At 72.4% G+C, this 26,359-nt stretch carries 26 protein-coding genes; 12 read left to right on the top strand and 14 right to left on the bottom strand.

What is annotated here, in order from left to right; translation table 11 throughout:
- Positions 1–31 precede the first annotated feature (31 nt).
- The 7 genes from AB0B35_RS26700 to AB0B35_RS26670 all read left to right on the top strand — a co-directional run bounded on the left by AB0B35_RS26700 (position 32) and on the right by AB0B35_RS26670 (position 6,681).
- A complete protein-coding gene (locus AB0B35_RS26700) occupies positions 32–640 on the top strand; it encodes a TetR family transcriptional regulator (RefSeq protein ID WP_361049954.1) in 609 nt (202 codons plus the stop codon).
- Positions 641–773: 133 nt separating this feature from the next.
- On the top strand, positions 774–1,922 hold the full coding sequence (locus AB0B35_RS26695) for a serine hydrolase domain-containing protein (RefSeq protein WP_361049952.1): 1,149 nt from the start codon (positions 774–776) through the stop codon (positions 1,920–1,922).
- Between the two features lie 4 nt (positions 1,923–1,926).
- Entirely contained in the window at positions 1,927–3,039 is a 1,113-nt protein-coding gene (locus AB0B35_RS26690; RefSeq protein WP_361049950.1) for an NAD(P)-dependent oxidoreductase, read from the top strand.
- A 175-nt stretch (positions 3,040–3,214) separates the two neighbouring features.
- Complete coding sequence (aroA, locus tag AB0B35_RS26685; RefSeq protein ID WP_361049948.1) at positions 3,215–4,495, top strand: 3-phosphoshikimate 1-carboxyvinyltransferase; 1,281 nt, start codon at positions 3,215–3,217, stop codon at positions 4,493–4,495.
- A gap of 13 nt (positions 4,496–4,508) precedes the next feature.
- Entirely contained in the window at positions 4,509–5,486 is a 978-nt protein-coding gene (locus AB0B35_RS26680) for an aldo/keto reductase (protein WP_360536745.1), read from the top strand.
- 92 nt (positions 5,487–5,578) lie between these two features.
- The gene (locus AB0B35_RS26675) at positions 5,579–6,262 is read left to right on the top strand and encodes an FKBP-type peptidyl-prolyl cis-trans isomerase (RefSeq protein WP_361049946.1); all 684 of its coding nucleotides are present in this window, start codon (positions 5,579–5,581) and stop codon (positions 6,260–6,262) included.
- A gap of 173 nt (positions 6,263–6,435) precedes the next feature.
- On the top strand, positions 6,436–6,681 hold the full coding sequence (locus AB0B35_RS26670) for a hypothetical protein (protein ID WP_360536741.1): 246 nt from the start codon (positions 6,436–6,438) through the stop codon (positions 6,679–6,681).
- Position 6,682: 1 nt separating this feature from the next.
- Here the strand turns inward: AB0B35_RS26670 and AB0B35_RS26665 are convergent, their stop codons facing one another.
- The 4 genes from AB0B35_RS26665 to AB0B35_RS26650 all read right to left on the bottom strand — a co-directional run bounded on the left by AB0B35_RS26665 (position 6,683) and on the right by AB0B35_RS26650 (position 9,753).
- A complete protein-coding gene (locus AB0B35_RS26665; RefSeq protein ID WP_361049944.1) occupies positions 6,683–7,474 on the bottom strand; it encodes a DUF1684 domain-containing protein in 792 nt (263 codons plus the stop codon).
- A gap of 118 nt (positions 7,475–7,592) precedes the next feature.
- Positions 7,593–8,006 carry a rhodanese-like domain-containing protein gene (locus AB0B35_RS26660; protein WP_361049942.1) on the bottom strand — a complete coding sequence of 138 codons (414 nt, stop codon included), beginning with the start codon at positions 8,004–8,006 and terminating at the stop codon, positions 7,593–7,595.
- Positions 8,003–8,476: a cysteine dioxygenase family protein gene (locus tag AB0B35_RS26655; protein ID WP_361049940.1), complete on the bottom strand. Its 474-nt coding sequence runs from the start codon at positions 8,474–8,476 to the stop codon at positions 8,003–8,005. The genes AB0B35_RS26660 and AB0B35_RS26655 overlap by 4 nt, the downstream gene beginning before the upstream one ends.
- 128 nt (positions 8,477–8,604) lie before the next feature.
- Positions 8,605–9,753: an acyl-CoA dehydrogenase family protein gene (locus tag AB0B35_RS26650; RefSeq protein WP_360536735.1), complete on the bottom strand. Its 1,149-nt coding sequence runs from the start codon at positions 9,751–9,753 to the stop codon at positions 8,605–8,607.
- 199 nt (positions 9,754–9,952) lie between these two features.
- Between AB0B35_RS26650 and AB0B35_RS26645 the strand changes: the two genes are divergently transcribed.
- Positions 9,953–10,849 carry a universal stress protein gene (locus tag AB0B35_RS26645; RefSeq protein ID WP_361049938.1) on the top strand — a complete coding sequence of 299 codons (897 nt, stop codon included), beginning with the start codon at positions 9,953–9,955 and terminating at the stop codon, positions 10,847–10,849.
- 111 nt (positions 10,850–10,960) lie between these two features.
- Here the strand turns inward: AB0B35_RS26645 and AB0B35_RS26640 are convergent, their stop codons facing one another.
- The 4 genes from AB0B35_RS26640 to AB0B35_RS26625 form a co-directional block, all read right to left on the bottom strand.
- Positions 10,961–11,452, bottom strand: a complete 492-nt coding sequence (locus AB0B35_RS26640; RefSeq protein ID WP_361049936.1) for a DUF6328 family protein — start codon at positions 11,450–11,452, stop codon at positions 10,961–10,963.
- 63 nt (positions 11,453–11,515) lie between these two features.
- Positions 11,516–12,433, bottom strand: a complete 918-nt coding sequence (locus tag AB0B35_RS26635; RefSeq protein WP_361049934.1) for a 5'-3' exonuclease — start codon at positions 12,431–12,433, stop codon at positions 11,516–11,518.
- A gap of 99 nt (positions 12,434–12,532) precedes the next feature.
- The gene (locus AB0B35_RS26630; RefSeq protein ID WP_361049932.1) at positions 12,533–13,381 is read right to left on the bottom strand and encodes an MHYT domain-containing protein; all 849 of its coding nucleotides are present in this window, start codon (positions 13,379–13,381) and stop codon (positions 12,533–12,535) included.
- An 84-nt stretch (positions 13,382–13,465) separates the two neighbouring features.
- Positions 13,466–16,180, bottom strand: a complete 2,715-nt coding sequence (locus AB0B35_RS26625; RefSeq protein ID WP_361049930.1) for a DEAD/DEAH box helicase — start codon at positions 16,178–16,180, stop codon at positions 13,466–13,468.
- A 132-nt stretch (positions 16,181–16,312) separates the two neighbouring features.
- Between AB0B35_RS26625 and AB0B35_RS26620 the strand changes: the two genes are divergently transcribed.
- The 3 genes from AB0B35_RS26620 to AB0B35_RS26610 all read left to right on the top strand — a co-directional run bounded on the left by AB0B35_RS26620 (position 16,313) and on the right by AB0B35_RS26610 (position 20,084).
- On the top strand, positions 16,313–17,065 hold the full coding sequence (locus tag AB0B35_RS26620; protein WP_361049928.1) for an HAD-IA family hydrolase: 753 nt from the start codon (positions 16,313–16,315) through the stop codon (positions 17,063–17,065).
- Between the two features lie 107 nt (positions 17,066–17,172).
- Entirely contained in the window at positions 17,173–18,783 is a 1,611-nt protein-coding gene (locus tag AB0B35_RS26615; RefSeq protein ID WP_361049926.1) for an FAD-dependent oxidoreductase, read from the top strand.
- A 71-nt stretch (positions 18,784–18,854) separates the two neighbouring features.
- On the top strand, positions 18,855–20,084 hold the full coding sequence (locus AB0B35_RS26610) for a cytochrome P450 (RefSeq protein WP_361049924.1): 1,230 nt from the start codon (positions 18,855–18,857) through the stop codon (positions 20,082–20,084).
- Between the two features lie 86 nt (positions 20,085–20,170).
- Here the strand turns inward: AB0B35_RS26610 and AB0B35_RS26605 are convergent, their stop codons facing one another.
- From AB0B35_RS26605 to AB0B35_RS26580, 6 genes are all read right to left on the bottom strand, one after another.
- Positions 20,171–21,076, bottom strand: coding sequence for a diacylglycerol kinase family protein (locus AB0B35_RS26605; RefSeq protein WP_361049922.1), 906 nt, complete (start codon positions 21,074–21,076; stop codon positions 20,171–20,173).
- A gap of 35 nt (positions 21,077–21,111) precedes the next feature.
- Positions 21,112–22,044, bottom strand: a complete 933-nt coding sequence (gene tatC, locus AB0B35_RS26600; RefSeq protein ID WP_361049920.1) for a twin-arginine translocase subunit TatC — start codon at positions 22,042–22,044, stop codon at positions 21,112–21,114.
- A gap of 22 nt (positions 22,045–22,066) precedes the next feature.
- Complete coding sequence (tatA, locus tag AB0B35_RS26595; protein WP_203697203.1) at positions 22,067–22,336, bottom strand: Sec-independent protein translocase subunit TatA; 270 nt, start codon at positions 22,334–22,336, stop codon at positions 22,067–22,069.
- Positions 22,337–22,524: 188 nt separating this feature from the next.
- On the bottom strand, positions 22,525–22,791 hold the full coding sequence (locus AB0B35_RS26590; protein WP_360536712.1) for a hypothetical protein: 267 nt from the start codon (positions 22,789–22,791) through the stop codon (positions 22,525–22,527).
- Positions 22,792–22,995: 204 nt separating this feature from the next.
- Positions 22,996–23,943, bottom strand: coding sequence for a YafY family protein (locus AB0B35_RS26585; RefSeq protein WP_360536710.1), 948 nt, complete (start codon positions 23,941–23,943; stop codon positions 22,996–22,998).
- 91 nt (positions 23,944–24,034) lie between these two features.
- Entirely contained in the window at positions 24,035–25,030 is a 996-nt protein-coding gene (locus tag AB0B35_RS26580; RefSeq protein WP_361049917.1) for a WYL domain-containing protein, read from the bottom strand.
- A gap of 182 nt (positions 25,031–25,212) precedes the next feature.
- Between AB0B35_RS26580 and AB0B35_RS26575 the strand changes: the two genes are divergently transcribed.
- Positions 25,213–26,289, top strand: a complete 1,077-nt coding sequence (locus AB0B35_RS26575) for a DUF3866 family protein (RefSeq protein WP_361049915.1) — start codon at positions 25,213–25,215, stop codon at positions 26,287–26,289.
- The last annotated feature ends 70 nt before the right edge of the window (positions 26,290–26,359 follow it).

Raw genomic sequence — 26,359 nt, 5'->3', positions numbered from 1 at the left:
GACAATCACGAGTATTTTGTAAAGTCATGGGATGATGCTCCCGATCGTGCGGCCCGACCGTGCCGCCACCCGGGCCGCGATCGTCGCCGCGGCCCGCGAGCTGACCATCACCCGGGGCTGGGCCGAGGTGCGCATGGCGGGCGTCGCCGAGCTTGCCGGGGTGAGCCGGCAGACCGTCTACAACGAGTACGGCGGCCGGGCCGGGCTCGCCGACGCCATGGCCGATGCCGAGATCGAGCAGTTCATCGCCGGTGTGCGCGCGATCCTGTTCGCGCACGGGTCGCACGTGCGGGCCGGGGTCGCCGCGGCGGTGCGCTTCGCACTCGACGAGGCCGCGGAGAACCCGCTGGTCCGCGTCATTCTGACCAGCTCCCGCGGCGGCGCGGACCCGTTGCTGCCATACCTGACGACACGGTCCGACGTGGTCATGGCGGCCGCGGCGGTGCCGCTGCTGGAGTGGGCCGCGGCGTTCGCGCCCGACGTCGAGCCCGAGGAGCTGGCGTTCGCCGCCGAGACCGTGATCCGCCTCGTGGTGAGCCACATCGTGCTGCCGCTGCGCCCGGCCGCGCACACCGCGGACGCGCTGGCCGGGCTCGTCGTGCTGCTGCTCGACGCGACGCGGCGCGGTGCCGAGCGCTGACCGGCACACCTCGGCGGCCGAGTCGGGTACACGCCTTGGCGTTTTGTCCATGTTAGGGATACGTCGCCGGTAAACTGAGCCCGACAGCTGTGCCCCGGACGGGCTACGCCCCGAACAGGACGGGGGAACGGGTGTGAAGACCTGGCACATGGTGGCGGCGCTGGCCGTCGCGGCCGTGCTGACCCTGACCATCGGGCTGTTCCCGGCCCGCGCGGCGGCCCCGGACGGGTGCCCGCAGGCCGCCTTCGGCTTCTCCGGCGACGAACGCGACCGGATGCACGCCGCCGTCGCCAAGACCCTCGCCGACGCGAAGGCGCCCGGCATCACCGCCGGGGTGTTCGTGCCCGGCCGCGGCACCTGGATCTGCGTGGTCGGTGTGTCCGATCAGGAGACCGGCCGGGTGATGAACGCCGCCGACCGGTTCCGGGTCGGCAGCATCACCAAGACGTTCACCGGCACCGCCGTGCTGCGCCTGGTCGACCAGGGGCTGATCGGCCTGGACGAGCCGCTGAGCCGGTACGTGGACTGGCCCGACGGCAACGCGATCACGATCCGCCAGCTGCTGAACATGACCTCGGGCGTGTACAACTACACCGAGGACCCGGAGTTCCAGAAGCGGTACGAGGCCGACCCGGCCGGCTCCTTCGGGCCGCGCGACGCGCTCGACATCGCCCGCAACCACGAGCCCTACTTCCCGCCGGGCGGCGGCTTCCACTACTCCGACACCAACTACATCCTGCTGGAGTCGGTCGTCGAGCGGGTCACCGGACGGGCCGTCGGCGACCTGATCGAAGACGAGATCGTCGACAAGCTCGGGCTGACCTCGACGAGCTACCCGGCCACGTCCGCCCTGGAGCCGCCGTACGCGCGCGGCTACGACGAGACGCCCGACCCGGGCGACGGCGCGGCGATGCGCGACGTCACCGAGTCCAACCCCGGCTACGCCGGAGCCGCCGGGGCGATGGTGTCCAACCTGCACGACCTGCGGATCTGGGCCGCCGAACTGGCCAACGGCGCGCTGATCAGCGAACGCCTGCAGCGCGAGCGGCTGCGGACGGTGCCGCTGGCCCAGGGCGCGCAGGTGTCGTACGGGCTGGGCATCGCCGACTGGGGTGGCTGGCTGGGCCACAACGGCACGATCATCGGTTACAACACCGCGATGTTCTACCTGCCCGACACCGGGGCGGTCATCGTGGTCGAGGTGAACCGGTCGTCCCTGGACACCGACCACGCGACCCCGCTGTTCGGCGAACTCGCGAAGATCCTCTACCCGGACCGGTGACCCGGTGTCCCAGGCGCCCACCGCGTGGCAGGCCATCGCGCTCGACGAGCGCATCGCCTGGGCGCGCCGCAACATGACACTGACCGCGCGCGTCGCGGCGCAGCTGCCGCCGATGCACGGCGTACGGCTGGCCTGCACCGCGCACCTGGATCTGAAGATGCTGCTGGCGATCGAGGCGTTCGCCCGCGCGGGAGCGCAGGTGGCGGTCGTGCCGGCCAACCCGCACACCACGCAGTGGGACGTCGTCGGCTGGCTGCACGCCGAGGGCGTGGAGACGGCGTTCACCCGGTTCGCGGACGAGACGCGGGCGGCGGTGGCGTGCGTGGAGTGGGCTCCGACGCACGCGCTGGAGATGGGCGCGGTGGTGATGACGGCGGCCGCCCGGGCCGGCTATCCCGGGCTGCGGGCCGGTGTCGAGGTCACCCGCACCGGCATCGACCGGCTGTTCCGGGTCGAGGTGCGCCATCCGGTGTTCGACCTGGACGCGGTGCCGCTCAAGACGGTCCTGCACAACCGCTTCGCCGTCGGCACCAGCACCTGGGCCACCCTGGCCGCCCGCACCAGCCTCACACTGCACGCCAAGTCGGTCCTGGTGGTCGGCTACGGCGAGGTCGGCGCGGGCCTGGCCCGTGCGGCCCGCGCCTACGGCGCCCAGATCCTCGTCGCCGAACCCGACCCCTCCCGGCGCGCCGTCGCCTCCTACGAGGGCTACCGCGTCGGCACGGCCGAAGAGCTGATCGCCGACGCGGACGTCGTCGTCACCGCGACCGGCCGCCCCGACTCGGTCCCCGGCCCACTACTCGGCCAGGCCAAAGACGGCTGCATCCTGCTCAACGCGGGCCACACCGACAACGAGATCGACGTCACCGCCCTGGGCCCCGGCCGTTCCGTCATCCCCCACCTCACCGCCCACCGCTACGGCGACCGCGAACTCTTCCTCTTCGCCGCCGGCCGCATCGCCAACCTCGTCGCCGGCGACGGCGACAGCCTCAACGTCTTCGACACCACCGCCGCCCTGATGATCGCCTCCCTCGGCTGGACCACCGCCGAAGGCTCCACCTACCCACCCGGCCTCCACCCCCTCCCCACCACCGCCTGGCGCCCCGCCACCCCCTGACCCCGACGACCTCGCCCCGCCCGCGGCGGCGATCTTGCGTGGACTGTGGGGATGACACACTCGAAAGCCGCATAAGGGCAACAGTTCGCGCGAGATCGTCGCGATCTTGGTGGGGTGATCTCAGAGCGTGGTCATGAGGCGTCGCGGGGGGTGGAGGCGGCGCATACTGACGGCCGTGTCGGAGACCTCACTGCCGTCCGTGATCGCGCTGTCGCCGGTGGAGCAGCCGCCGGACACCACCGTGCAGCTGCCGGGCTCCAAGAGCATCACCAACCGGGCGCTGCTGTGCGCGGCGCTCGCCGAGGGGACGAGCACGCTGACGGGCGTGCTGTTCGCCGATGACACGCGGGCCATGCTCGGGGCGATCGCCGCGCTGGGCGCGCAGGTGACGGTCGACGAGGCCGGCGCCACGGTGACGGTGCGCGGCACCGACCCGCGCACGGCGACCGGCCCGGTGTCGGTGTTCGCCAACCAGTCCGGCACCACCGCCCGCTTCCTGCTGCCCGCGCTGGCGCTGCGCCCGGCGCGCGGCGTGCTCGACGGCGACGCCCAGCTGCGCGCCCGCCCGTTCGGCCCGCAGGTCGAGGCGCTGCGCACGCTCGGCGCGCGGGTCGAGGAGCCGGCCGAGGCGGGCCGCCTGCCGCTGGCCGTGACCGGGCCGGTGCACGGCGGCCGGGTTCCGCTGCCGGGGCACCTGTCCAGCCAGTTCCTGTCCGGGCTGCTGATGGCCGGGCCGCTGATGCGCGACGGGCTGGCCGTGGAGCTGACCTCGGCGCTGGTGTCGGTGCCGTACGTGACGATGACCGCCGCGGTGATGGCCGCGTTCGGCGTGCCGGCCGACGGGCTCGGCGTCGCCCCGGGCCGCTACCGCGCGACCGAGTACGCGATCGAGCCCGACGCGAGCGCGGCGTCGTACTTCCTGGCCGCGGCGGCGATCACCGGCGGGCGCATCACCGTGGCCGGGCTGGGCACGGGCAGCCTGCAGGGCGACGTACGCTTCGCCGACGTGCTGGAGCGCATGGGCGCGCGGGTGTCGCGCGGCGCCGACGGCATCACCGTGACCGGCGGCGGCCCGCTGCGCGGCGTCGACGTCGACATGGCAGACATCTCCGACACCGCGCAGACCCTGGCCGCGGTCGCGGTGCACGCCGACGGCCCGACCCGGGTGCGCGGCATCGGCTTCATCCGCAAGAAGGAGACCGACCGGCTGGCCGCGGTCGTCACCGAACTGCGCCGGGCGGGCATCGACGCCGAGGAGCACGAGGACGGCTTCACGATCCGGCCGGGGCGGCCCGCGCCGACGCGCTTCGACACGTACGGCGACCACCGCATGGCGATGAGCCTGTCGCTGCTCAGCCTGCGCTCGCCCGGCATCGAGATCGACAACCCGCGGTGCGTCGCGAAGACCTACCCGGATTTCTTCGCCGACCTGTCGCGAGCCACCGCCCGAGCGTGAAGGATCAAGCCCTATGGAGTACGTGAAACTGGGCCGCACCGGCCTCGACGTGTCGCGGCTGAGCCTGGGCTGCATGAGCTACGGCGAGCCGAGCCTGGGCAGCCACACCTGGACACTGCCCGAGGACGAGTCCCGGCCCTTCATCAAGCGGGCGCTGGAGCTCGGGGTCAACTTCTTCGACACCGCCAACGTGTACTCGCTGGGCAGCAGCGAGGAGATCGTGGGCCGGGCGCTGCGCGACTTCGCCGACCGTGACGAGGTCGTCATCGCCACCAAGGTGTGGGGCGTGATGCGCGAGGGCCCCAACGGCCGCGGCCTGTCCCGCAAGGCGATCATGACCGAGATCGACAACAGCCTGCGCCGGCTCGGCACGGACTACGTGGACCTGTACCAGATCCACCGGTTCGACCCGTACACGCCGCTGGAGGAGACCCTGGAGGCGCTGCACGACGTGGTCAAGGCCGGCAAGGCCCGCTACCTCGGCGCGTCCTCGATGTACGCGTGGCAGTTCGCCAAGGCGCTGCACATGGCCGACGCGCACGGCTGGACGCGGTTCGTCACCATGCAGAACCACTACAACCTGATCTACCGCGAGGAGGAGCGGGAGATGCTGCCGCTCTGCCTCGACGAGGGCGTCGGCGTCATCCCGTGGAGCCCGCTGGCCCGCGGCCGGCTCACCCGCGAGCCCGACACGGTGACCGCCCGCACCAAGGACGACGCCTTCGGCGAGGGCCTGTACGCCTCGACAGAGGCGGCCGACCAGGCGGTCATCGCCGAGGTGGGCCGGATCGCCCGCGAGCGCGGGGTGCCCCGGGCGCAGGTCGCGCTGGCCTGGGTGGCGAGCCGGCCGGGCGTGGTCGCGCCGATCGTCGGGGCGACGAAACCGCAGCATCTGGAGGACGCGGTGGCCGCGCTGGAGCTCACCCTGAGCGCGGACGAGGTCGCCGCGCTGGAGAAACCGTACGAGCCGCACCGGATCGCCGGGCAGTGACCCGCGCGGACCGGCGCGGGAACCGGTAGCGTGTGCCCAGCCGTGGCAGGTGCCACAAAATGTGATGACGGTCGGCGGAGATTCGAGGACTCGTGAGCGGACAGGTGAAGGACCGGGCGGAGACCCGGCGGGCGACCAAGGCGGAGCGGCGTGATGCCCGCATCGCGGCGGCGAAGGCGGCCAAGCGCAGGAAGATCCTGTACGGCACGCTCGGCACGTTCGTCGGCACGGCCTTGATGATCGTTTTTGCCTTCGTGGTCTTCAAGAACGGCGGGGGCGAGGACACGGGCGCGCAGCCCAACGCGTCGGCCAGCGTCGACCCGAACTCGGCGGCCGACCCGAACGCCGCGGACCCGAACGCTCCCAAGCCCGACGCGAAGTTCCCGCCGCTGCCCGCGGGCGCCGACCCGGCGCTGGGCACCAAGCCGGTCGTCACCAAGGACAACGCGTCGCTCAAGCAGCTGAAGGTCACCCCGCTGATCGCGGGCAAGGGCCCGGCGGTCAAGGCCGGCGACACCATCACCGTGAACTACGTGGGCGTGAGCCTCACGACCGGTGAGGAGTTCGACACCTCCTGGAAGCGCGGGCAGGCGTTCACCACGCCGATCGGCGTCGGCCAGGTCATCCCGGGCTGGGACCAGGGCATGGTCGGGGTCAAGGTGGGCAGCCGGGTGCAGATCGACATCCCGTCGGAGCTGGCGTACGGCGACAACGGGCAGGTGCCCGGCCCGCTGCGCTTCGTGGTCGACGTGCTCGCGGCCACCCCCGCCTCCTGATCCACTCCTGCACGAAGCCGCCCCCGCCTGCCAGGCAGACGGGGGCGGCTTCGTCCCGGCCGCCGGACGTGCCGACCGAATGGGCAAAACGCCTCATATCCTCTCCGATCGGGCTATGGTCGAGCAGCGGACCTGGCCGGTCCACGTCCGCGGGCGGCACGAAGGAGAGGGCGATGGCAACGAGCAAGATCAGCTGGATCACCGCCGGGGTGGTGTCCGCGGCGGCCGCGGGGGTGGGCGCCGTGATGGCGTACCGGCGCCGCCGCATGCAGGCGACCGAGGACAGCTACACGGCACTGGCCGGCTTGAGCACGCACCAGGACGGCAAGCACAAGAAGGAGCGCGTGCCGCGCAAGCTCAAGAAGAGCCGCGCGCACGCCGAGGCACTCGCCTCCGGCCACGGGGGCCAGCACTGGTGACTCAGCGGGGAGTCCGCTCCCCCGCCTCCACCGCGACCGCCAGCAGGTTCTCCGGCGGCGGCAGCGGGCACGTGCCGTAGTCGGTGAACGCGCACGGCATGTTGACCGCGCGGTTGAAGTCGACGATCGCCGTGCCGTCCACGCCGGGTTCGGCGACCGTCAGTGAACGCGCCCCGCCGTGCGTGGTCACACCGCTGGTCGCGTCGCGGAACAGCACGGACAGGCTGCCGTCGGCCACGTCCATGGCGGTCAGCGCCTGCGCGATGCCGCCGATCTCGAAGCGCAGCACCCCGCGGGCGATCTGATCGTGGGTCAGCCCGGGGATGACCGCGCCGACGGTGACCGGCCGGGGCGTGTCGTAGGGCTCGAACACCGCGTCCAGCACCCAGCGCGCGTCGAGATCGAACGTCGGCACGCCGGTGAAGCCGGTCCGGGTGGGCGCTTGCGGGTCGCGCACGCGCAGCGCGTACGCCCCTCCGCGCTGGATGAGTTCGACGAGCCGGTCGCCGTGGTCGAGCGTGATCCCGATGCCGCCCTCGGCCGGACTGAGCATGAGTTCGCCCTCGACGGATTCACCCGCATGGCTGAACCCGTCGCCCGCGTCGGCCAGCAGCCGTACGCCGTCGGCGTGAACGTGCCACCGGCCCGGCACGTCGGGCAGCGTGACCTCGTCAGCGGGCAGCCAGTGCAGCGCGGTGAGGCTCAGCCACCCGTGGGGGGCACGCAGCTCCTGCTCGCGGGCGGCACGCCAGGCGTCCCACTCCTCGACCAGCGTCCGGGGGTCGACGGCCATGGCGTGCCCTCCTCCTCGTCGACGGGGCTCCCGGCAGCCTGCCACGACCGCAGCGCCGTTGCAAGATCAGCAACGGTGTCGGGGCGATGGCTGTCGGTGACCGGACCCGGCAGCGCAGTCAGGCGGTGACCGGGAGACCCGCGGCCTGCCAGGCGGCGAAACCGCCCGCGAGGTCGGTGGCCCGGTGCAGGCCGAGGTCCTGCAGCGCGGCGGCGGCCAGCGAGGACGTGTAGCCCTCCTGGCAGAAGACCACCACCGGCAGGTCGTACCGGCCGGCCTGCGGCAGCCTGGCGTCACTGCGCGGGTCGAAGCGCCACTCCAGGACGTTGCGTTCGACGATAAGCGCGCCGGGGATGCCGCCGTGCGCGGCCCGCTGAGCGGCCGGCCGGATGTCCACCAGCAGCGCCCCGCCCCGCTGGGCGGCGGCGGCCTCGGTCGCGTCGAGGCGGGTCAGGCGGGCGCGCGCCTCGGCGAGGATCTGGTCGATCCCGCGCGAGCCGGCGGGGGCGGCGGGGGCGGTGTGCACGCTCACCACTGTGCTCCCGCCCGGTCGACCGCGGCCACCAGCAGCCGTCCACCCTGGAGCCGGTAGCGGGTCATGGTCGTCAGCTCGGGGCCGTACACGTGCACGCTCACGGCGGGTCCGGGGCCCTCGTTGGCGATCTGGTGCAGGTGGTGCTCGCCGAACTGGCGAGCCGCCCCTGCGGCCAGCACCCGGCCGGTCAGTCGCGCGGAGCCGTCCGCGCCGGTCACCGTGCGCTCGGTCAGCGCGCCGGAGACGACCACGAACGCCCCCGCACTGCCGCCGTGGTCGTGCAGGTCGGTCTCCTGGCCGGGCAGCCAGGTGAGCAGCCACGCCTCCACCCCGGGCTCGCCGAGCAGGCGGTGGTACCAGCGCCGCACCGGGTCGAATCGGGGCGTGACGGGCCAGTCCCCGGGGTTGTCGGCCAGGCGACGGGCGGTATTCAGATGGTCGGCCCGGACCCCGGTGGTGACGATCATTCAGATCACCTGCTTTTCCTAGCGGCTTTGTAGGAATTACATCACCAGGTCCGCCAGGGCACAACAGGAAACGCCGATCCGGATCGTGGCGCGTGCCACGGGTCCGGACCGGCGTACGACGGAAGGGGTCAGTCCTTGGCCAGCGACCGGGCGATCACCATGCGCTGGATCTGGTTGGTGCCCTCGACGATCTGCAACACCTTGGCCTCGCGGAAGTAGCGCTCGACCGGGTGGTCGGCGACGTAGCCCGCCCCGCCGAGCACCTGCACCGCGTCCGTGGCGACCTGCATGGCCATGTCCGTGGCGAACAGCTTGGTCTTGGCCGCCTCGATCGAGTACGGCAGCCCCGCGTCGCGCAGCCGGGCCGCGTGCAGCATCAGCGCCCGCGCCGCGGTGATCTGTGTCGACGCGTCGGCCAGCATGAAGCCCAGCCCCTGCAGGTCGATGATCGGCTTGCCGAACTGCACCCGCTCCCGGGCGTAGTTCACGGCGTAGTCCAATGCGCCCTGGGCCAGGCCGATCGCGCAGGCCGCGATGCCGAGCCGGCCCGAGTCCAGCGCGCCCATCGCGATCCGGAAGCCCTCGCCCTCGCCGCCGATCAGCCGCTCGGCGGGCACGACCGCGTCGTCGAGCGCGATCTGGGCGACCGGCGAGGAGCGCAGGCCCATGGTCTTCTCCCGCGCCTGCGGGTTCAGGCCGGGGGTGTCCGCCGGGGCCAGCAGGCAGGAGATGCCCTTCGGGCCGGGGCCGCCGGTGCGGCAGAAGACGTTGTAGAAGTCGGCCACGCCCGCGTGGGTGATCCACGCCTTGGTGCCGCTGACGCGATACGTGTCGCCGTCGCGGGTGGCCTTCGTGGCCAGGTTCGCCGCGTCGGAGCCGCCGGCGGGCTCGGACAGGCAGTACGCGCCGAGCAGGTCGCCGCCGATCATGTCGGGCAGCCAGCGCTCGCGCTGCTCCGCGGTGCCGTGGTGGGCGAGCGGGTAGCAGGCCAGGGTGTGCACGCTGACCGTCTCGGCGATGGCGACCCAGCGGCTGGCCAGGATCTCCAGCACCTGCAGGTAGACCTCGTACGGCTGCTCCGCGCCGCCGTACTCGGCGGAGTAGGGCAGGCCGAGCAGGCCGGAGCGGCCCAGGGTGCGGATCAGCTCGCGGGGGAACTCCCCGCGCGCCTCGAAGTCGTCGGCGTGCGGCGCGAGCTCCTTGTCCGCGATCTCGCGGGTGAGTTCGAGCAGGTCATGTGCTTCGGGGGTGGGAAGCAGTCGGGTAACGCTGGGCATGACGCCAGCTTAACGTTCATTAAGTGGTCGCGCCTGGCCGGTGGGGTGGGCAAGATCGCCGCTTGAGGGCGAAATGTGTGGCCTGACCCCAGGTTCTGACCCGAAACGGCGATCTTGCCCACCCCACCGACCGCCAGTTTCACCCCAGAACGGGGCGGGAAAGGACATAGTGGAAGTGAGCTGAGCAGGGAGGCGGGCCATGAGCGTCGGGCTGACCGGGCCGGTGGTGGTGGGCGTGGACGGCTCGCCGGCCGCCACGACGGCGCTGCGCTGGGCGGCCGACGAGGCCGCGCTGCGCGAACTGCCCCTGCGGATCGTCCACGTGAGCGAGGACCCGGGGCCGCGGCTCGGCGACGGCGACGCGGAGGCGGCGATCTCGTCGGCGGGGCACACGGTGACCGAGCACGCGATGGCCGAGGTCCGGGCGATGCGGCCGGACATCACGCTCACCAGCGAGGTGCTGCGCGACGACCCCGCGCACGGCCTGATCCGGGAGTCGGAGTCGGCGGCCCTGGTCGTCGTCGGCAGCCGGGGCCACGGCGGCTTCCACGACCTGATGCTCGGCTCGACGAGCCTGCAGGTGTCGATGCACGCCAAGTGCGCCGTCGCGGTGGTGCGTCCGCCCGCGGCCCCGGACCGGGCGGGCGTGGGCGCGGTGGGCCGGATCGTGGTCGGCGTGGACGGCTCGCCGCAGTCGGGCGACGCGCTGGCGTTCGCCTTCGACGAGGCCGACCGGCGCGGCTGCGGCATCACCGCCGTGCACGCCTGGCTGGGGCCGATCACCACCGGCGCGGCGGGCATGCCGTTCGTGTACGACATCGACACGCTGCGCGCCCAGGAGGAGTCGGTGCTGGAGACGGCCGTGGCGGGCTGGCACGACCGCTACCCGCACCTCGACCTGCAGCGGATCACCATGGAGTCGTCCGCGGCGGCCGCGCTGACCGAGCAGTCCATGGGCGCGCTGCTGGTGGTCGTCGGCTGCCGGGGCCTGGGCGGATTCACCGGCCTGCTGCTGGGCTCGGTCAGCCAGGCGCTGATCCACCACGCCGGGTGTCCGGTGGTCGTCGCGCACCGGCGCGGCGAGGCCAAGAAATAATCTGGCCAAGGATTGACATGCCGGATATGCCGGTCTAACGTGAGAAGTGAAGCCCGACCGATCTCATGAATGAGATAAGCCGGGCTTCCCGTATGTCCGGGGTCGGGTCGGTCAGTCGCCCGGTTGCGACGGCTTGGTGGCCAGCGGCAGCACGTACCAGAGCAGGATGTAGACCAGGGCCATGCCGCCGCCCAGGAAACCCGCCCAGCGCACCCCCGCCACCACGTCGACGACCAGGTAGATGGACAGGACGATCGCGGCCATCTCGAAGAACAGGCCGAACTGCGCGAGCACGTGCGCGGTGCGCACGATCTGCGGCTTGCGCCCCTCCCGGAACGACAGCCGGTGGTAGCTGACCGGGGCGATGAGCAGCGCCGCCGCAACCGCGCTACAGATGAACGTGACGACGTAGAGCACCCGCTCGGTGCCGGTGATCTTGCCGAAGCCGACCGAGAACGGCAGCGTCAGCAGGAACGCGAAGAGGATCTGCACGCCGGTCTGCGCCACCCGCAGCTCCTGCAGCAGCTCCGAGTAGTTGCGATTCCACCGCTCATCCGGGTCCTCCGCCGACTCCTGCCGCCGGTCGCCGTCGATGTCAGTCACTGTCAGCCTCCGCATCCCCAGGGTATGCCCGGCGATACGCAGATCATGCCGACTCGGGCGGGCTCAGGTGGCGTTCTCCGCCAGGGCGTCCACCAGCCGGCGGCACGGGCTCGCCAGGTTCCACTGCTCGGCCAGGTCGAACAGTCGCTCCGGATCGCGCGGCACCCTGGGCAGGGTCAGGTCGTGCTCGGGCAGCTTGAGGTCGGTGGCCACCCGCACCACCTTCGGCGCGACGGCCAGGTAGACCGAAGCCGCCTCCAGCTTGGCACGCAGGCCGGGCGCGAAGTCCGACGCCGGGTCGGTTACCGCCGCGACGATCGCGTCCAGGCTGCCGTAGCGCTCGATCAGCCGGGCGGCGGTCTTCTCCCCCACGCCCGCCACACCGGGCAGGCCGTCGCTCGGGTCGCCGCGCAGCGCCGCGAAGTCGGCGTAGCCGCCCGCCGGGACGCCGTACTTGGCCAGCACCGCCGCCTCGTCGCAGTCCTCCAGCTTGGCCACGCCGCGGCCGACGTAGAGCAGCCGCACCCCGCGCGCGTCGTCGACCAGCTGGAACAGGTCACGGTCGCCGGAGACCACCTCGACCGGTGCGGCCTGGGTCGCCGCGAGCGTGCCGAGCACGTCGTCGGCTTCGTTGCCGTCCACCCCGTACGCCACGATGCCGAACGCGTCGAGCACCTCCAGCAGCAGGTCGACCTGCGGCACCAGCTCGTCGGGCACCTCCTCGCCGCCCGCGGGGGCCACCCGGTGCGCCTTGTACGTGCCGATCAGCGCCACCCGCCACGCCGGCCGCCAGTCGTAGTCCAGCGCGCACACCAGCCGGCCCGGCCGGCGGCCCTTCACCAGCGTGGTGACCATGTCCAGGAAGCCGCGCACCGCGTTGACGGGGGTGCCGTCCGGGGCCATCGCCGCCTTGGCGGGCACACCGTGGAAGGCGCGGAAGTACAGGCTCGGCGCGTCGATGGCGAGCAGGGGTGCGGTCATGCCTGACAGCCTGCCACAGGCCTGGGACACCTGCCCCGAGACGCGTCCGCCCGTGCCACCGGAGCGGCACGGGCGGACGAGGCGATCAGGGGCGGCGGGTCACTTGCCGCGCGGGGTGAACGCGCTCGGACGGCGCACCGTGCCGCGCTGCTGGGCGATGGCGGCCTCCTCGCGGGCGGCCTGCACCTTGTCGAGGTACGCGCGGGCCTCCAGGTCCTCCTTGGTGGGGGCCGCGCCGATCGCGAAGACCAGACCGCCGATCACCAGCAGCACCAGCACGCCGATCGGCACCAGCAGGTTCGCCGCGGACGCGCCGGCCGTCGCCCCGCCGAGCGTCGGCGTGGTCAGCTGCACCGACATCGCGGCCATGCCGGTGTAGTGCATGCCGCACACCGCGACGCCCATCAGCAGCGCCGCGCCGCCGATGGCCAGCGGCTTGGTCAGCACGACGGTGAACCACAGCGCCACGGTCGCGGCCACCACCGCGATGATCACCGAGGCGGCGACCAGGCCCGAGTCGTACGACACGGTGCCGTTCAGCCGCATCGCGAACATGCCGATGTAGTGCATGCCGGCCACACCGACACCGGTGAAGATGCCGCCGACGACGATGCGGCCGATGTTGGGCCGGCCGAAGCCGACGATCCACAGCCCCAGGCTGACGACGACGATCGCGACCAGCGCGCTCACCGCCGTGCGCGGGATGTCGTAGCGGATCTGCGCCCCGGTCACGCTGAAGCCCAGCATCGCCATGAAGTGCATGGCCCAGATCGCCGTGCCGCCCAGCGCCCAGGCGGCCAGCACGATCCACCAGAAACGCTGCTTGCCCGTGGTGGCGGTCCGCATGCGTGCCGTGCAGAGCAGGCCCAGCAAGGAGCCCAGGATGGACAGCCCGTACGCCACGCCGGGCGTGACTAGGCCGTGAGTGAAATGGTGCACGTCGGCCATGCGGTCGACCCTTTCGGCTCATACAGCGAGCGATGTTCGCTTTTTTGGCATGATCCCGGAAGAGTGTTTCCGCTGGCAACTCGGTCAGACTGCCGCAGTGTACGCAAGTACCCCTCTATTGACCGCGTCCATCGCGGTCCGCGCGGTCTCACGCAGCGACGATGGTGCACCGGTGGCGTCGGCGATCTGTCCGAGGAGATCGATGACCTGTCTCGCCCATCGGACAAAGTCGCCGGCCGGCATGTCGCCCTCCAGGCTGTGCCCGCTCGCGAGCACCTTCGCGAGCGGCTCGCCCTTGGCCCAGCGGTACATAGGCCACACGAAGCCGAGGTCTGGCTCCTTGGTCTGGGCCAGGCCGAGCCGGCGCTCGTCCACGCCCAGCTGGTAGAAGGTGCGCACCGTCGCGTCGACGGCCGCGGCGACCGGGCCACGCGGCACCGACGCCTGCTCGTCGGCGTCCCGGCGGGCCTCGTACAGCACCACGGAGACGGCCGCGGCCAGCTCGTGCGGCTGCAGCCCCTCCCACACCCCGGTGCGCAGGCACTCGGCGACCAGCAGGTCCGCCTCGGTCCAGATCCGGGCCAGCATCCGGCCGGGCGCGGTCACCTCGCCGTCGGGGCCCAGGTAGCCGCGCTCGGTGAGCAGCTCGCAGATCCGGTCGAAGGTGCGCGCCAGCGAGCCGGTGCGGTTGTTCACCTTGTCGCGCAGGTGCTCGGTGTCCTTGAACAGCCGCTGCCGCCGCTCGGCCCAGCGGGCGTGGTCCTCGCGCTCCGGGCACGCGTGGCACGGGTGCGCCCGCATCGCCTTGCGCAGCGCCAGCAGCTCCCGGTCCTCGTGGCTGCCGTTGCCGCCGCGGCGGCGGCGTCCGGCGCCGCGGGCCACGTCCAGGTTGCGCAGCGACGCGGCCAGGTCACGGCGCTCGGCGGGCGCGCGGTGGTTGAAGTGGCGCGGCACCCGCACCCGGCCCACCACGTCCACGGTCCCGGCGAACTCGCCGGCCGAGATGCGCCCGGCCCAGCGGTCCTCGGTCAGCACCACCGGGCGCGGCTCGCCGAAGCCGCCCACGCCCGGGTCGAGCACGATGGCCAGGCCCGAGTGCTTGCCCGACGGGATGCGGATCACGTCGCCGACCTTGAGCTGCTCCAGCGACTCGACCGCGGCCGCCCTGCGCTCCTGCTGGCTGTTGCGGGTGAGCTGCTTCTCCCGGTCGGCGATGGCCACCCGCAGCGCGAAGTACTCGGCGAAGTCGCCGTGCTCGCAAGCCAGCTCGGTGTCGTACACCGCCAGCACCTCGTTGTTGCGCTGCACCTGGCGGGCCAGGCCGACCACCGAGCGGTCCGCCTGGAACTGCGCGAACGACGACTCCAGCAGGTCGTGGGCGCGTGCCGCGCCGACCGAGCCGACCAGGTTCACCGCCATGTTGTACGACGGCCGGAAGCTCGACCGCAGCGGGTACGTCCGGGTGGAGGCCAGACCGGCCACGTGGCGCGGATCGACCTCCGGCCCCCAGACCACGACCGCGTGGCCCTCCACGTCGATGCCGCGCCGCCCGGCCCGGCCGGTGAGCTGCGTGTACTCCCCCGGCGTCAGGTCCACGTGGGCCTCGCCGTTGTACTTGACCAGCCGCTCCAGCACCACGCACCGGGCCGGCATGTTGATGCCCAGCGCCAGCGTCTCCGTGGCGAACACGGCCTTGACCAGGCCGCGGACGAACAGCTCCTCGACGACCTCCTTGAACGCCGGCAGCATGCCCGCGTGGTGGGCGGCCAGGCCGCGCTCCAGGCCGTCCAGCCAGTCCCAGTAGCCCAGGGCGGCCAGGTCCTCGCCGGGAATGTTGGCGATGCGCCGCTCCACCACCGCACGGATCTCGGCGCGCTCCTCGGGCGAGGTCAGCCGCATGCCCGACTGCAGGCACTGCTGCACGGCGGCGTCGCAGCCGGCCCGGCTGAACACGAACAGGATCGCCGGCAGCAGCCCCTCGCCGTCGAGCTTGTCGACGATCTCGGGCCGGTTCGGGCCCGGCCCGCGCCGCCCCCGGCCGCCGCGCCCGCGGCGCAGGTCGACGGCGTCCATCCGGCGGGCGATCTCCCGGGTGTGCCGCAGCAGCTCCGGGTGCACCTCGTGGGCGCGGGCCGCCTCGGAGTCGTGGAACAGGTCGAACATGCGCCGGCCGACGAGCATGTGCTGCCACAGCGGCACCGGCCGGTGCTCGCTGACCACGACCTCGGTCTTGCCGCGTACGGTGACCAGCCAGTCGGCGAACTCCTCGGCATTGGACACGGTCGCCGACAGCGACACCAGGGTGACCGAGGCGGGCAGGTGGATGATGACCTCCTCCCACACCGCGCCGCGGAACCGGTCGGCCAGGTAGTGCACCTCGTCCATGACCACGTACGACAGTCCGGCCAGCGCGGACGAGCCGACGTAGAGCATGTTGCGCAGCACCTCGGTGGTCATCACGACCACCGGCGCGTCGCCGTTGATGGAGTTGTCGCCGGTCAGCAGGCCGACCTTGTCCGCGCCGTAACGCTGCACCAGGTCGTGGAACTTCTGGTTCGACAGCGCCTTGATCGGCGTCGTGTAGAAGCACTTGCGGCCCTGCTGCAGCGCCAGGTGGACGGCGAACTCGCCGACCACCGTCTTGCCCGCGCCGGTGGGCGCGCACACCAGCACGCCGCTGCCGCGCTCCAGGGCCGCGCAGGCGGTCCGCTGGAAGGGGTCGAGGGCGAAGCTGAGCCCGGCGGCGAACTCGTCGACCAGTGGCGAGGCTACGGGGGTCTTACGGCCTTCGGTGGTCATCGAGGGTCGGGCAGGTCGGGCGTCCGACCCGACGGAGCTGTCGACTGAACCGGGTCGACGCTCGGCGGGGCTCGTCATACCGCAAAGGCTAGGCGAAAGAGGCCAGTCGGCGCAGGTCGGTATCCTGCTGACGTGCCCGAGTCCCCGCCGCAGCCGTACGCTCATCCGGCACGGATCGACGGTCACCGCGCCCTCGATGCCGTGCTCTTCGATTTCCACGGCACGCTCGCCATGACCGTGGACCCCGTCGCGTGGGTCAGCGCGGCGGCCGCCGACTGCGGCGTCACGCTGGACCGGGGCAAGGCCACGGTGCTCGCCGACCGCCTGGCCACGGCCGGTGCGCTCCCGGGCGTGTCGCCCCCGGTGCGGGTGCCTCCGCAACTGGCCATGGCCTGGGCCGACCGCGACCTCTACGAGCATGCCCACCGCGAGGTGTACACCGGGCTCGCCGCGACCGTGCCCAACGACGTCCCCGGGCTGGCCGACGCCCTCTACGCCCGGGTGCTGACGCCCGCCGGCTGGGCGCTGTACCCCGACGTGACGAACACGCTCACCACGCTGCGGGCCGCGGGGGTGCGCACCGCGCTGGTCAGCAACATCGGCTTCGACCTGCGCCCGCTGCTGGACGCGTGGGGGCTGACCGCGCTGTTCGACGCGCTCGTGCTGTCGTACGAGGTGGGCTGCATCAAACCCGATCCCAAGATCTTCCTGCGAGCCTGCGGCCTGCTGTCGGTCGACCCCGAGCGCACCCTCATGATCGGCGACACCCCCGCCGACGCGGGCGCGGTCAACGCCGGCTGCGCCGCCCTGGTCGTGCCCGCCGCCTCGCCCGGCCGCCCGAACGGCCTCCACCGAGCCCTCTCCCTCGCCCTGCCCCACCACTGAACGACACCGCCCACCCGACCGCCAGCCCCACCCCTGCCGGGGATCTCGTGGCGGGGAGTTGGCGGATTTGGGCCGATTCGGGGTGGCATGGCGCGAAGAATGGGCCCATGCGTGTGGTGGTGGATCTGACCAAGTGTCAGGGGTATGCGCAGTGCGCGTTTCTGGCTCCGGAGGCGTTCCGGATGGTCGGCGACGAGGCGCTCATGTTCGATCCCGCTCCGTCGGACGACCAACGGGTGAAGGTGCTGCGGGCGGCGGCCGCGTGCCCCGTGCAGGCGCTGCAGGTGGACGTGGCCGACCTGCCGCATCCGCCGCCCGAGGAGAAGGTCGTGGCGGCCAAGGGCGACCGGCTGCGCCGCGACGGGCGCATCGTGATCGTCGGGGCGTCGCTGGCCGGGCTGAAGGCCGCCGAGCAGCTGCGGGCTGAGGGCTTCACCGGCTCGCTGACCGTGATCGGCGACGAGCCGGAGGAGCCGTACGACCGGCCGCCGCTGTCGAAGCAGGTGCAGACCGGTTTCGTCGCCTCGGCCGACACCACGCTGCCACGGCGGCGCGACATCGACGCCGAGTGGAAGCTGGGGGTCGCCGCGACCGGCCTGGACCTGGAGCGCAAGCGCGTGATGCTGGCCGACGGGCAGGAGGTCGAGTTCGACCGGATTCTCGTCGCGACCGGGGTGCGCGCCCGGCCGTGGCCGGTGCCGGAGGAGGCCGCGCTGGACGGCGTGTTCACCATCCGCACCCGAGGGGACGCGGCGGGGCTGCGCGAGCGCCTGCTGGCGAAGCCCAGGCGGGTGCTGGTCATCGGCTCCGGGTTCACCGGCTCGGAGATGGCCTCGGTCTGCGTCGAGCTGGGCATCCCGGTCACCGTCGCCGAGGCCGGCACCGCGCCGCTGGCAGGTGCGCTGGGCGGGGTGATCGGCCGGATCTCGGCGGGCATCATGCGCGAACACGGCGTCGACCTGCGTACCCACACGAAGGTCAACTCGCTGCAGGGCGAGGACGGCGAGGTGCGCCGGGCGATCCTGTCCGACGGCACCACCCTCGAGGTGGACGTGGTCGTGGTGGCCCTGGGCGGCGTCCGCAACGTCGAGTGGCTGGAGAGCGCCGGCCTGGCCGTGGGTGTATGGGGTCTGGCCTGCGACGCGGGCTGCCGCGCGTTCACCGCCGCGGGGCTGGTCACCGACGACGTCTTCGTCGCCGGGGACGTGGCCCGCCAGCCGCAGCCGATGTTCGGCTACCAGTTCCTGGCGATGGAGCACTGGGGCAACGCCGTCACCCAGGCCGAGGTCGCCGCGCACAACATGATCAGCGGCGAGACCGACCGCTGGCCGCACCTGGAGATGCCCGCGTTCTGGTCGCTGCAGTTCGGCCACAACATCAAGTCGGTGGGCGTGCCGCCGATCGCCGACCAGATCGCGATCACGCAGGGGTCCGTGGAGAGCCGGCAGTTCGTCGCCGCGTACGGCTACAAGGGCCGCGTCGTCGGCGCGGTGAGCTGGAACCAGGGCAAGTGGCTGGACTTCTACCAGCAGCTGATCGAGCAGGCGGCGCCGTTCCCGCTGCCGTACGACATGACCAACCCGCCGGCCGACCGCACGCCGGTGCCGGCGGAGTTCCCGGAGCGGGTGTTCCCCGCCCACGACGCGACCGTCGTGGTCACCGGCCACGACCCCAGCGAGCGCCGCGCCGTGCTGGTCCGCTCGTCCCGGCGGCGCTGACGCATGAGCGAGCGCAGCGAGCGAATCATGAGCACCGTTCCCGACGGTGACGAGCGAAGCGAGGAGCCGTCATGACCGAGCCCAGCCTGTTCCAGGAGATCACCGAGTTCGACAACCGGGCCAATCCGTGGCCGCTCTACGAGAAGCTGCGCAGCCAGCCGGTCTGGCAGGAGGCCGACGGCTCGTTCGTGGTCAGCACGTTCCGCGAGATCTACTCGCTGCTGCACGACCCGCGGATCAGCTCCGACCCGGCCAACCTGCTCCCGGAGTACGCCGACAAGGCCGGACCGCTGGCCCAGGCCGGCAGCAACCTGCCGCCGAGCTTCATCCGCACCGACCCGCCCCGCCACGACACGCTGCGCCGCATCGCGATGCGCCAGTTCGGGCCGCCGCACCGGCCCGACCGCATCGAGAAGCTGACGCCACTGCTGGAGGAGGTCGTCACGAAGCTCATCGACGGCCTCGCCGACCGCCAGCAGTGCGACCTCGTCGACGACGTCGCGTACCCGTTCCCCGTCGCGGCGATCACGGGGCTGCTCGGGGTGCCGCCCGAGGACGAGCCGCGGTTCAGCCAGTGGGTCGGGCCGATCGTCGACTCCACCGGCAAGGACTCCCCCGAACTCACCCAGCAGCGCACCGACGCGTTCCAGCAGCTCGGCATGTACATGTTCCAGCTGGCGCAGAGCAAGCGGGACAACCCGGGCGACGACATGCTGTCCGGCTTCGTCACCGACGACGGCCCGGACGGGCGGCTGGAGGGCGGCGACCTGTTCTCGGCGCTGATCCTGCTGCTCATCGCCGGTCACGAGACCACGGTGAACCTGATCGCCAACGGCTGGCTGACCCTGCTGCGCCACCCCGAGGCGCTGCAGCGGCTGCGCACCGAGCCGGACTACGCGATCCGCATGGTCGAGGAGCTGCTGCGGTACGAGGGCTCGGTGCACTTCCTGCCCAACCGGACCGCGGTCGCCGACATCGAGATCGCCGGCACGACGATCCGCAAGGGCCACCCGATCGTGCTGGTGCTCGCGTCGGGCAACCGGGACACCGACTGCATCCCGCACGCGGACCGGTTCGACCCGGACCGGCCGGACAACGTGCACCTGGGCTTCGGCAACGGCGTGCACTACTGCTTCGGCGCGCCACTGGCCCGGCTGGAGGCTCAGCTCGCGCTGACCCAGCTCGCCAAGCGTCTGCAGAACCCGCGCCTGGTGGCCGACCCGCCGCCGTACCGGCCCAGCCCGGTGCTGCGCGGCCCGATCCACCTCCCGATCGCCTACGACGCCGTCCTGCCCGCCTGACCGGCCCGGAGGAAGGAAGGGCGCCTTCTTATCGCTACGCGATGCAGAAGGTGCCCTTCCTATCGTCTTACCGGCGTATTGCCAGGTCAGGCAAGCAGGTGGACGGCTGCGGGAACCGCAGTGACGGTGACGGGCAGCGGGCCGATGCGCTCGCCGTCGGCGTAGCAGACGATGCCCTCGGCGGCGAGGGTGATCTCGCGGACGCGCAGCGAGCGCACCTTCGGGTGGGTGATGTGGGTGCCCTGGTAGACGCGGGGTTTGATGCGGACCAGGGTGGCCCGGGAGACCGGTTCGGCCCAGACCATGTCGAGCAGGCCGTCGGTGGCGTCGGCGTCGGGGCAGATGCGCATGCCGCCGCCGTACGCCGCGGTGTTGCCGACGGCCAGCAGCACCGCGTCCAGCACGCTGGTCTGCCCGTCGACGGTGACGGTGTAGCGGCGGGGGCGCAGCCGGACCAGTTCCAGGAACACGGCGAGGTCGTAGCGCAGCGGGCCGCGGGGCCAGCGCATGCGGTTGCCGCGCTCGTTGACGATGGCGTCGAAGCCTGCCGCGAGCACCGCGCCGTACCAGCGCACGGACCCGTCGAGGCAGGTGATGCGGGCCAGGTCCAGCGCCCGGGTGCGGCCCTCGCGCAGCGCGGCGGCGATGGCGTCCGCGGCCGCGTACAGGTCGGCGGGCAGCCCGGCGCTGGTGGCGAAGTCGTTGCCGGTGCCGGCGGGGATCACGCCCAGCGGCACGGCGGTCCCGGCGACGGCCTGCTGGGCCACGTGCACGGTGCCGTCACCGCCCATCGCGACCAGCGCGCCCGCGCCCGCGGCGACGGCGTCGCGGCATGCCTGCTCGGCCTCGGCGGCGGACGCCGCGTCCAGCACGCGCACCGGCCGCCCGGCCGCCCCGAGTCGTTCCAGCACACCAGGCAAGGAACCCCGGTGCCGGCCTCTGCCGGCGCCGGGGTTCCGCAGCACCACGATCTCGCCCGCGCGCTCGCTCATGCCCGCACTCCTCGCCGCGGGACGAGCTGCCGCGATCAGGTCATGTCGTCGTAGCGTCGCTCGATCGGCTCCGCGGAGGCGACCGGCGCGACCGCTTCGATGCGCTCGCCGGGCGTGATGCTATCGGTGTCGTAGTCGTCGAGTGAAGACGTCTCGTCGTCGCCCAGGTTCGCGTACTGCGACTTGCCGCGGTTGCGCCGTTTGTCGTTGAGCATGGCCACGCCGACGACGATGAAGTACAGCACGGCCATGGCCAGCGCGAGCGCGCTCATGCCGAACGGGTCCGGCGTCGGCGTCACGATGGCGGCGAACAGGAACATCAGGAAGATGGCCACCCGCCACCAGCCCAGCATCCGTCTGCCGGTCACCAGACCGGCGACGTTGAGCATGAGCAGCACCAGCGGGAACTCGAACCCGAACCCGAACAGCAGCATCACACCGGTGACGAAGTCGAAGTACCCCGTCAGGTCGATGTTGATCTCGTAGTTGTCGGACAGCCCGATGAAGAAGACCAGGCTCTTGGTCACCACGAAGAAGGCGAGGAAGGCGCCCGCCGCGAACAGCGGCACCGCGATCGCGGTGAACAGGTAGCTGTAGCGCTTCTCGTGCCTGTGCAGACCCGGCGCGATGAACGCCCACAGCTGGTACAGCCAGATCGGCGAGGAGACGATCAGACCGGCGTACAGGCCGATCTTGAGCTGCAGCAGGAAGGGGTCGACCGGCGACACCGAGTTGAACGAGCACTTCGCCGAACCGATCGCCGTGCCCTTGAAGTTGCAGTAGGGCGCGTTGATGAAGTTCTGGATCTGCTCGGCGAAGTAGATGCCGACCGCCATGCCCAAGACGATGCCCAGGCAGGCCTTGAACAGCCGGCTGCGCAGCTCCCGGATGTGCTCGATGAGAGTCATCGAGCCGTCCGCAGCGCGTTCACGCTGGGACGGCCCGCGACGTGCCAGGGGGTTCTTCACGTCTTCAGCCCGGGGGAAGGGTTCAGGACTGCTGGCGCTGGACCGGGTCCACGACCGGCTTGGCGGAGGCCTGGCCGTCGAGCGGCTGCTGCGCGGTCACCTGGGCGTCGGCCTTCTCGGCGGTCGCGTCCTTGCCGTCCTTGCCGTCCTCGGACAGCGCCTTGGTCTCGGCCTTGAAGATGCGCATGGAGCGGCCGAGCGAACGGGCCGCGTCCGGCAGCTTCTTCGAGCCGAAGAGGATCACCAGCACCGCGACCACGAGGATGAGGTGCCATGGCTTAAGGGCGCCCATGATTGCTCCAGTCAGAGATGAGGGGGTTGAACCAACGTGTTCCGGACTAATGGTACGCGGCCCGGCGGGGTGCGCCCGCAGGTGAAGTGTCGACCATCACCGGAAGCAGCGTCAACGCGATGCGGGAGGTGCTGCAGATTTCTGCAGCAACCGGTGTGACCAGCAATCGACCACCCGGTGAACGGCGATCAGGCCTTCTTGATCTTCAGGGAGTCCTTGCTCGCCTTGATCAGCTCGATCCGCTCCTGGGCCAGCTCAGCTCGGACCTTCAGCGAGTCGCCGTGGGCCTGCAGCCCTTCGGCGAGCTTCGCCAGCTCCTGCGCCCGCGCCGCCACCAGCTGCAGCTCCGCCGCAGCCTCCTTGAGCCCCGCCAGGCGCCACAGCACCACGCGCAGCACGAGCCCCAGGAACACCAGGCTCAGCAACACCACCGCGAGCACGATCCACGCCACCACGCCAGCAGCCTAACCCCTGCCCCGCCCACCGCGCCCCGCCGTGCCGCCCAGTCGCGCGCCACGCGGCTCAGGGCGGGCGGATCGCGCACCAAGGTCTACCGACTTGCCAGGCAGGTGGGCGATTGGCGACTCAAGATATGCCCAAGTGCCAGGCAAGTCGGACGATCAAGGCCGGCCCGGCGCGGGTACGGCAGCGAGTACCCGCTACGCGTACGCCGCGAGCGCCTGCAGGGCGCTGTCGCGGATCGAGTCGGCCAGTTCGGCGGGGGCGACCACGACGACCTGCGGGCCGAGGCCGAGCACCAGTCGGCGGGCCCAGTCCATGTCGTTGACGCGCAGCGAGACCAGCCATTCCTCCGGCGTCACCTCGACCACGGACTCGCACGGGTAGTACTCGGTGATCCAGCGCCCGCCCCGGCCCACCCGCAGTGTCACCGTCGGCGCATCCGGGTCGGGCTGGAACACGCCCTCGGCGACGTCGCCGGACTGCGCCTCGGCCGGCGGCGCGGCCGGGGAGTCCAGCTCGGTCAGCGCGTCGATGCGGTCCACCCGGAACATGCGCACCGCGCCCGCCGAACGGCACCAGGCCTCCAGGTACGAGCGCCCGGACACCGACAGCAGCCGCATCGGGTCCACGACGCGCTCGCTGGACACGTCCCGCGCCGCCGAGTAGTAGCTCAGCCGCAGCGCGTTGCCGCGCTCCAGGGCCGCGCGCAGGTCGGCCAGGCGGTCGTCGTTGCCGGGCAGGCGCACCGCCACCGGCGCGTCGATCTCGCCGGCGGCCTGCTCGATCTTCGTCAGCGCACGGTGGATCGCGTCCCGGTCGGCCACGCCCGGCGTCTCGGCCAGCATGCGCAGCGCCACCACCAGCGCGGTGGCCTCGTCAGGGGTCAGCCGCAGCGGCCGGTCGATGCCCGCGTCGTAGGTGATGGTGACCCGGTCCCCGTCGAAGGACATGTCGATCAGGTCGCCGGGACCGTACCCCGGCAGGCCGCACACCCACAGCAGTTCCAGGTCCTCGCGCAGCTGACGCTCGGACACGCCCAGGTCGGCGGCGGCCTCGACCAGTTCGATACCTGGCCGCGCCAGCAGGTACGGCACCAGGTTCAGCAGCCGGGCGAGCCGGTCCGCGGACGTCTTAGCGCTGCTCATGCCTTCTCCTCCGCCGGCCGCTCGCCCGCGAACGGGGCGATCCGCTCGCTCCTGCCGTCACACGCCGACGGACCGACGCCGTGCCCTCGCATCAGGCCACCTCCGCCAGCTCGGCGGTGGCGGTCACGCCCGCGATCTCGCGCAGCCGGGAGATGGTCGCCTCGCGCACCTCGGCCGGTTCCAGCACCGTCACATCCGCGCCGTAGCCGACGAGCCAGGCGGCGAAGGCGTCCGCGTCGGCGTAGCGCAGCTCCAGCACGTCGCCCTCGGGCGTGGACGTGCAGCCGGCCGCCCAGCGGCGGACGCCCGCGGCACGGCCCGGACGCACCAGCACCCGGGTGGTGCGGTTGCGCTCCACGGGCCCGGACCAGCGGGCCACGTAGCTGATGAGGTCGAGGTCTGCCGGCGGCTCGAACGCGCGGTCCTCGCCGACCTGGCGCACCGGGCCGACGATGCGCGACAGCCGGAAGCAGCGCGGCGCGTCGCGGACCGTGTCGTGGCCGACCACGTACCAGCGGCCGCGCCAGCAGACGACACCCCACGGCTGCAGGTGCCGGGTGGTGGGCGCGTCGTCCTCGGGCACCCGGTACGGGAAGGACACCTCGCGGCGGGCCCGCGCCGCGCCGGTGAGCGGCTCGAACGCGGCGTCCACCGCGACGACGGGCTCGACGCCCAGGGTCGCGTGCGGGTCCACGTCGACGCCGCCCGCGCGCAGCTTGGCCAGGCCCGAGGTGGCGGCGGCGGCCAGGCCGGCGTGACGCCACAGCCGGGCGGCGACGCCGACCGCGGCGGCCTCGTCGGGCGCGAGCGGGATCGCCGGCAGCGCGTAGTCGCGCCGGGCGATGCGGTAACCGGGCTCGGTGTCGAAGACACTGGCGGTGCCGGTCTCCAGCGGCACGCCGAGCGCGCGCAGCTCGGCCTTGTCCCGCTCGAACTTGCGCTGGAACGCCTCGTGTTCACGGGCGTCATCGGCATTGTGCTCGTATCCGGGCACGGTGGCGGCGATCTGCGCGGCGGTCAGGAAGCGCCGCGTGGACAGCAGGCAGATCACAAGGTTGACCAGGCGTTCGGTTCGACTGCGCGACACGACCGCCACGCTAGCAGCGCGAGCGCTCGAAACGGTAACCGGTAAGCGCTGGTTCCCCCACTCGCGCACCCGCAGTCCGACACCTGCTCACGCCCTGTCCCCCAGCCCACCACACCCGGTCACGGGACGGTGGCTGGGGCGTCGTGGGCGGGCACCGGCGAGCGGGCCGATAGGGTCGGGGCGTGATTCGGTGGCGTACAGGCACGGTGGAGCGGCTCGGCCGCAGTTGGCACGGCGCGCAGGAACTCACCGTCGCCCTCGTCGCCCGCACCCCCGACGACCCCGCGACGGTACGCGCCCTCGCCTACCCCGACCTGGTCGGGCAGCCCGAGGTCGGCGACGAGGTGCTGCTGAACACCAACGCCCTCGCCCTCGGCCTGGGCACCGGCGGCTACGCCATGGTCGTCGCGCTGCCGGGACGGCTGCCCGAGGACACACCCGTGCCCGGACACATCGTCAAAGCCCGCTACAGCCCCCTGCAGACCATCCGCGTGGCCGCCGACGAGGAGGCCTCCCCACACCGCGCGGCGCTGGCCGCCGCGCAGGACCTCGGCGGCATGCCCGTCGTCGTCGCCGACCTGCACTCGGCGCTGCCCGCGATCCTGGCCGGCATCCACGCCGACGCGCCCGCGGCCCGGGTGGCGTACCTGCTCACCGACGGCGGCGCGCTGGCCGCCGGTTTCTCCCGCACCCTCGACGCGCTGCGCGACCGCCTGGCCGGCACCGTGTCCACCGGTCAGGCCTGGGGCGGCGACCTCGAAGCCGTCAACGTCCATACCGGGCTGCTCGCCGCCCGGCACGTGCTACGGGCCGACATCACCATCCTCAGCCAGGGCCCCGGCAACCTCGGCACCGGCACGACCTGGGGCTTCTCCGGCGTCGCGGCCGGCGAGGCGGTCAACGCCGCGGCCGTGCTCGGCGGCCGCCCCGTCGGCGCGCTGCGCATCTCCGACGCCGACCCCCGCGCCCGCCACCGCGGCGTGTCCCACCACAGCCTGACCTCGTTCGGCCGCGTCGCGCTCGCCCCCGCCGACCTCGTCGTCCCCGCCGACCTGCCCGAACCCCTCGCCACCGACGTGGCCCGAGCCCTGGCGCCGCTGGCCGCCCGCCACCGGATCGTGACCGTCCCCACCACCGGCCTCGACGAGGCGCTGCGCGCGTCCCCGGTCAAACTCTCGACCATGGGCCGCGACCTCGACGGCGACCACGCCTACTTCCTCGCCTGCGCCGCCGCCGGCCGGCACGCCACGACCCTCTGAGACGAAGGAAGGGCACCTTCTGCATCGCGCAGCGATAAGAAAGTGCCCTTCCCAACATTCGAGGCAGCCG

The sequence above is a fragment of the Catellatospora sp. NPDC049133 genome, from assembly GCF_040648455.1.
GTDB lineage: Bacteria > Actinomycetota > Actinomycetes > Mycobacteriales > Micromonosporaceae > Catellatospora > Catellatospora aurea.
This window is presented reverse-complemented; position numbering and strand designations above follow the sequence as displayed.

Excerpts from the sequence above, each read along its gene's own strand:
- AB0B35_RS26700 (WP_361049954.1), top strand. The coding sequence starts at position 32 with ATGATGCTCCCGATCGTGCGGCCCGACCGTGCCGCCACCCGGGCCGCG.
- AB0B35_RS26680 (WP_360536745.1), top strand. The coding sequence starts at position 4,509 with ATGGAGTACGTGAAACTGGGCCGCACCGGCCTCGACGTGTCGCGGCTG.
- AB0B35_RS26670 (WP_360536741.1), top strand. The coding sequence starts at position 6,436 with ATGGCAACGAGCAAGATCAGCTGGATCACCGCCGGGGTGGTGTCCGCG.
- AB0B35_RS26665 (WP_361049944.1), bottom strand. The coding sequence starts at position 7,474 with ATGGCCGTCGACCCCCGGACGCTGGTCGAGGAGTGGGACGCCTGGCGT.
- AB0B35_RS26655 (WP_361049940.1), bottom strand. The coding sequence starts at position 8,476 with ATGATCGTCACCACCGGGGTCCGGGCCGACCATCTGAATACCGCCCGT.
- AB0B35_RS26650 (WP_360536735.1), bottom strand. The coding sequence starts at position 9,753 with ATGCCCAGCGTTACCCGACTGCTTCCCACCCCCGAAGCACATGACCTG.
- AB0B35_RS26645 (WP_361049938.1), top strand. The coding sequence starts at position 9,953 with ATGAGCGTCGGGCTGACCGGGCCGGTGGTGGTGGGCGTGGACGGCTCG.
- AB0B35_RS26635 (WP_361049934.1), bottom strand. The coding sequence starts at position 12,433 with ATGACCGCACCCCTGCTCGCCATCGACGCGCCGAGCCTGTACTTCCGC.
- AB0B35_RS26630 (WP_361049932.1), bottom strand. The coding sequence starts at position 13,381 with ATGGCCGACGTGCACCATTTCACTCACGGCCTAGTCACGCCCGGCGTG.
- AB0B35_RS26625 (WP_361049930.1), bottom strand. The coding sequence starts at position 16,180 with ATGACCACCGAAGGCCGTAAGACCCCCGTAGCCTCGCCACTGGTCGAC.
- AB0B35_RS26615 (WP_361049926.1), top strand. The coding sequence starts at position 17,173 with ATGCGTGTGGTGGTGGATCTGACCAAGTGTCAGGGGTATGCGCAGTGC.
- AB0B35_RS26610 (WP_361049924.1), top strand. The coding sequence starts at position 18,855 with ATGACCGAGCCCAGCCTGTTCCAGGAGATCACCGAGTTCGACAACCGG.
- AB0B35_RS26605 (WP_361049922.1), bottom strand. The coding sequence starts at position 21,076 with ATGAGCGAGCGCGCGGGCGAGATCGTGGTGCTGCGGAACCCCGGCGCC.
- tatA (WP_203697203.1), bottom strand. The coding sequence starts at position 22,336 with ATGGGCGCCCTTAAGCCATGGCACCTCATCCTCGTGGTCGCGGTGCTG.
- AB0B35_RS26585 (WP_360536710.1), bottom strand. The coding sequence starts at position 23,943 with ATGAGCAGCGCTAAGACGTCCGCGGACCGGCTCGCCCGGCTGCTGAAC.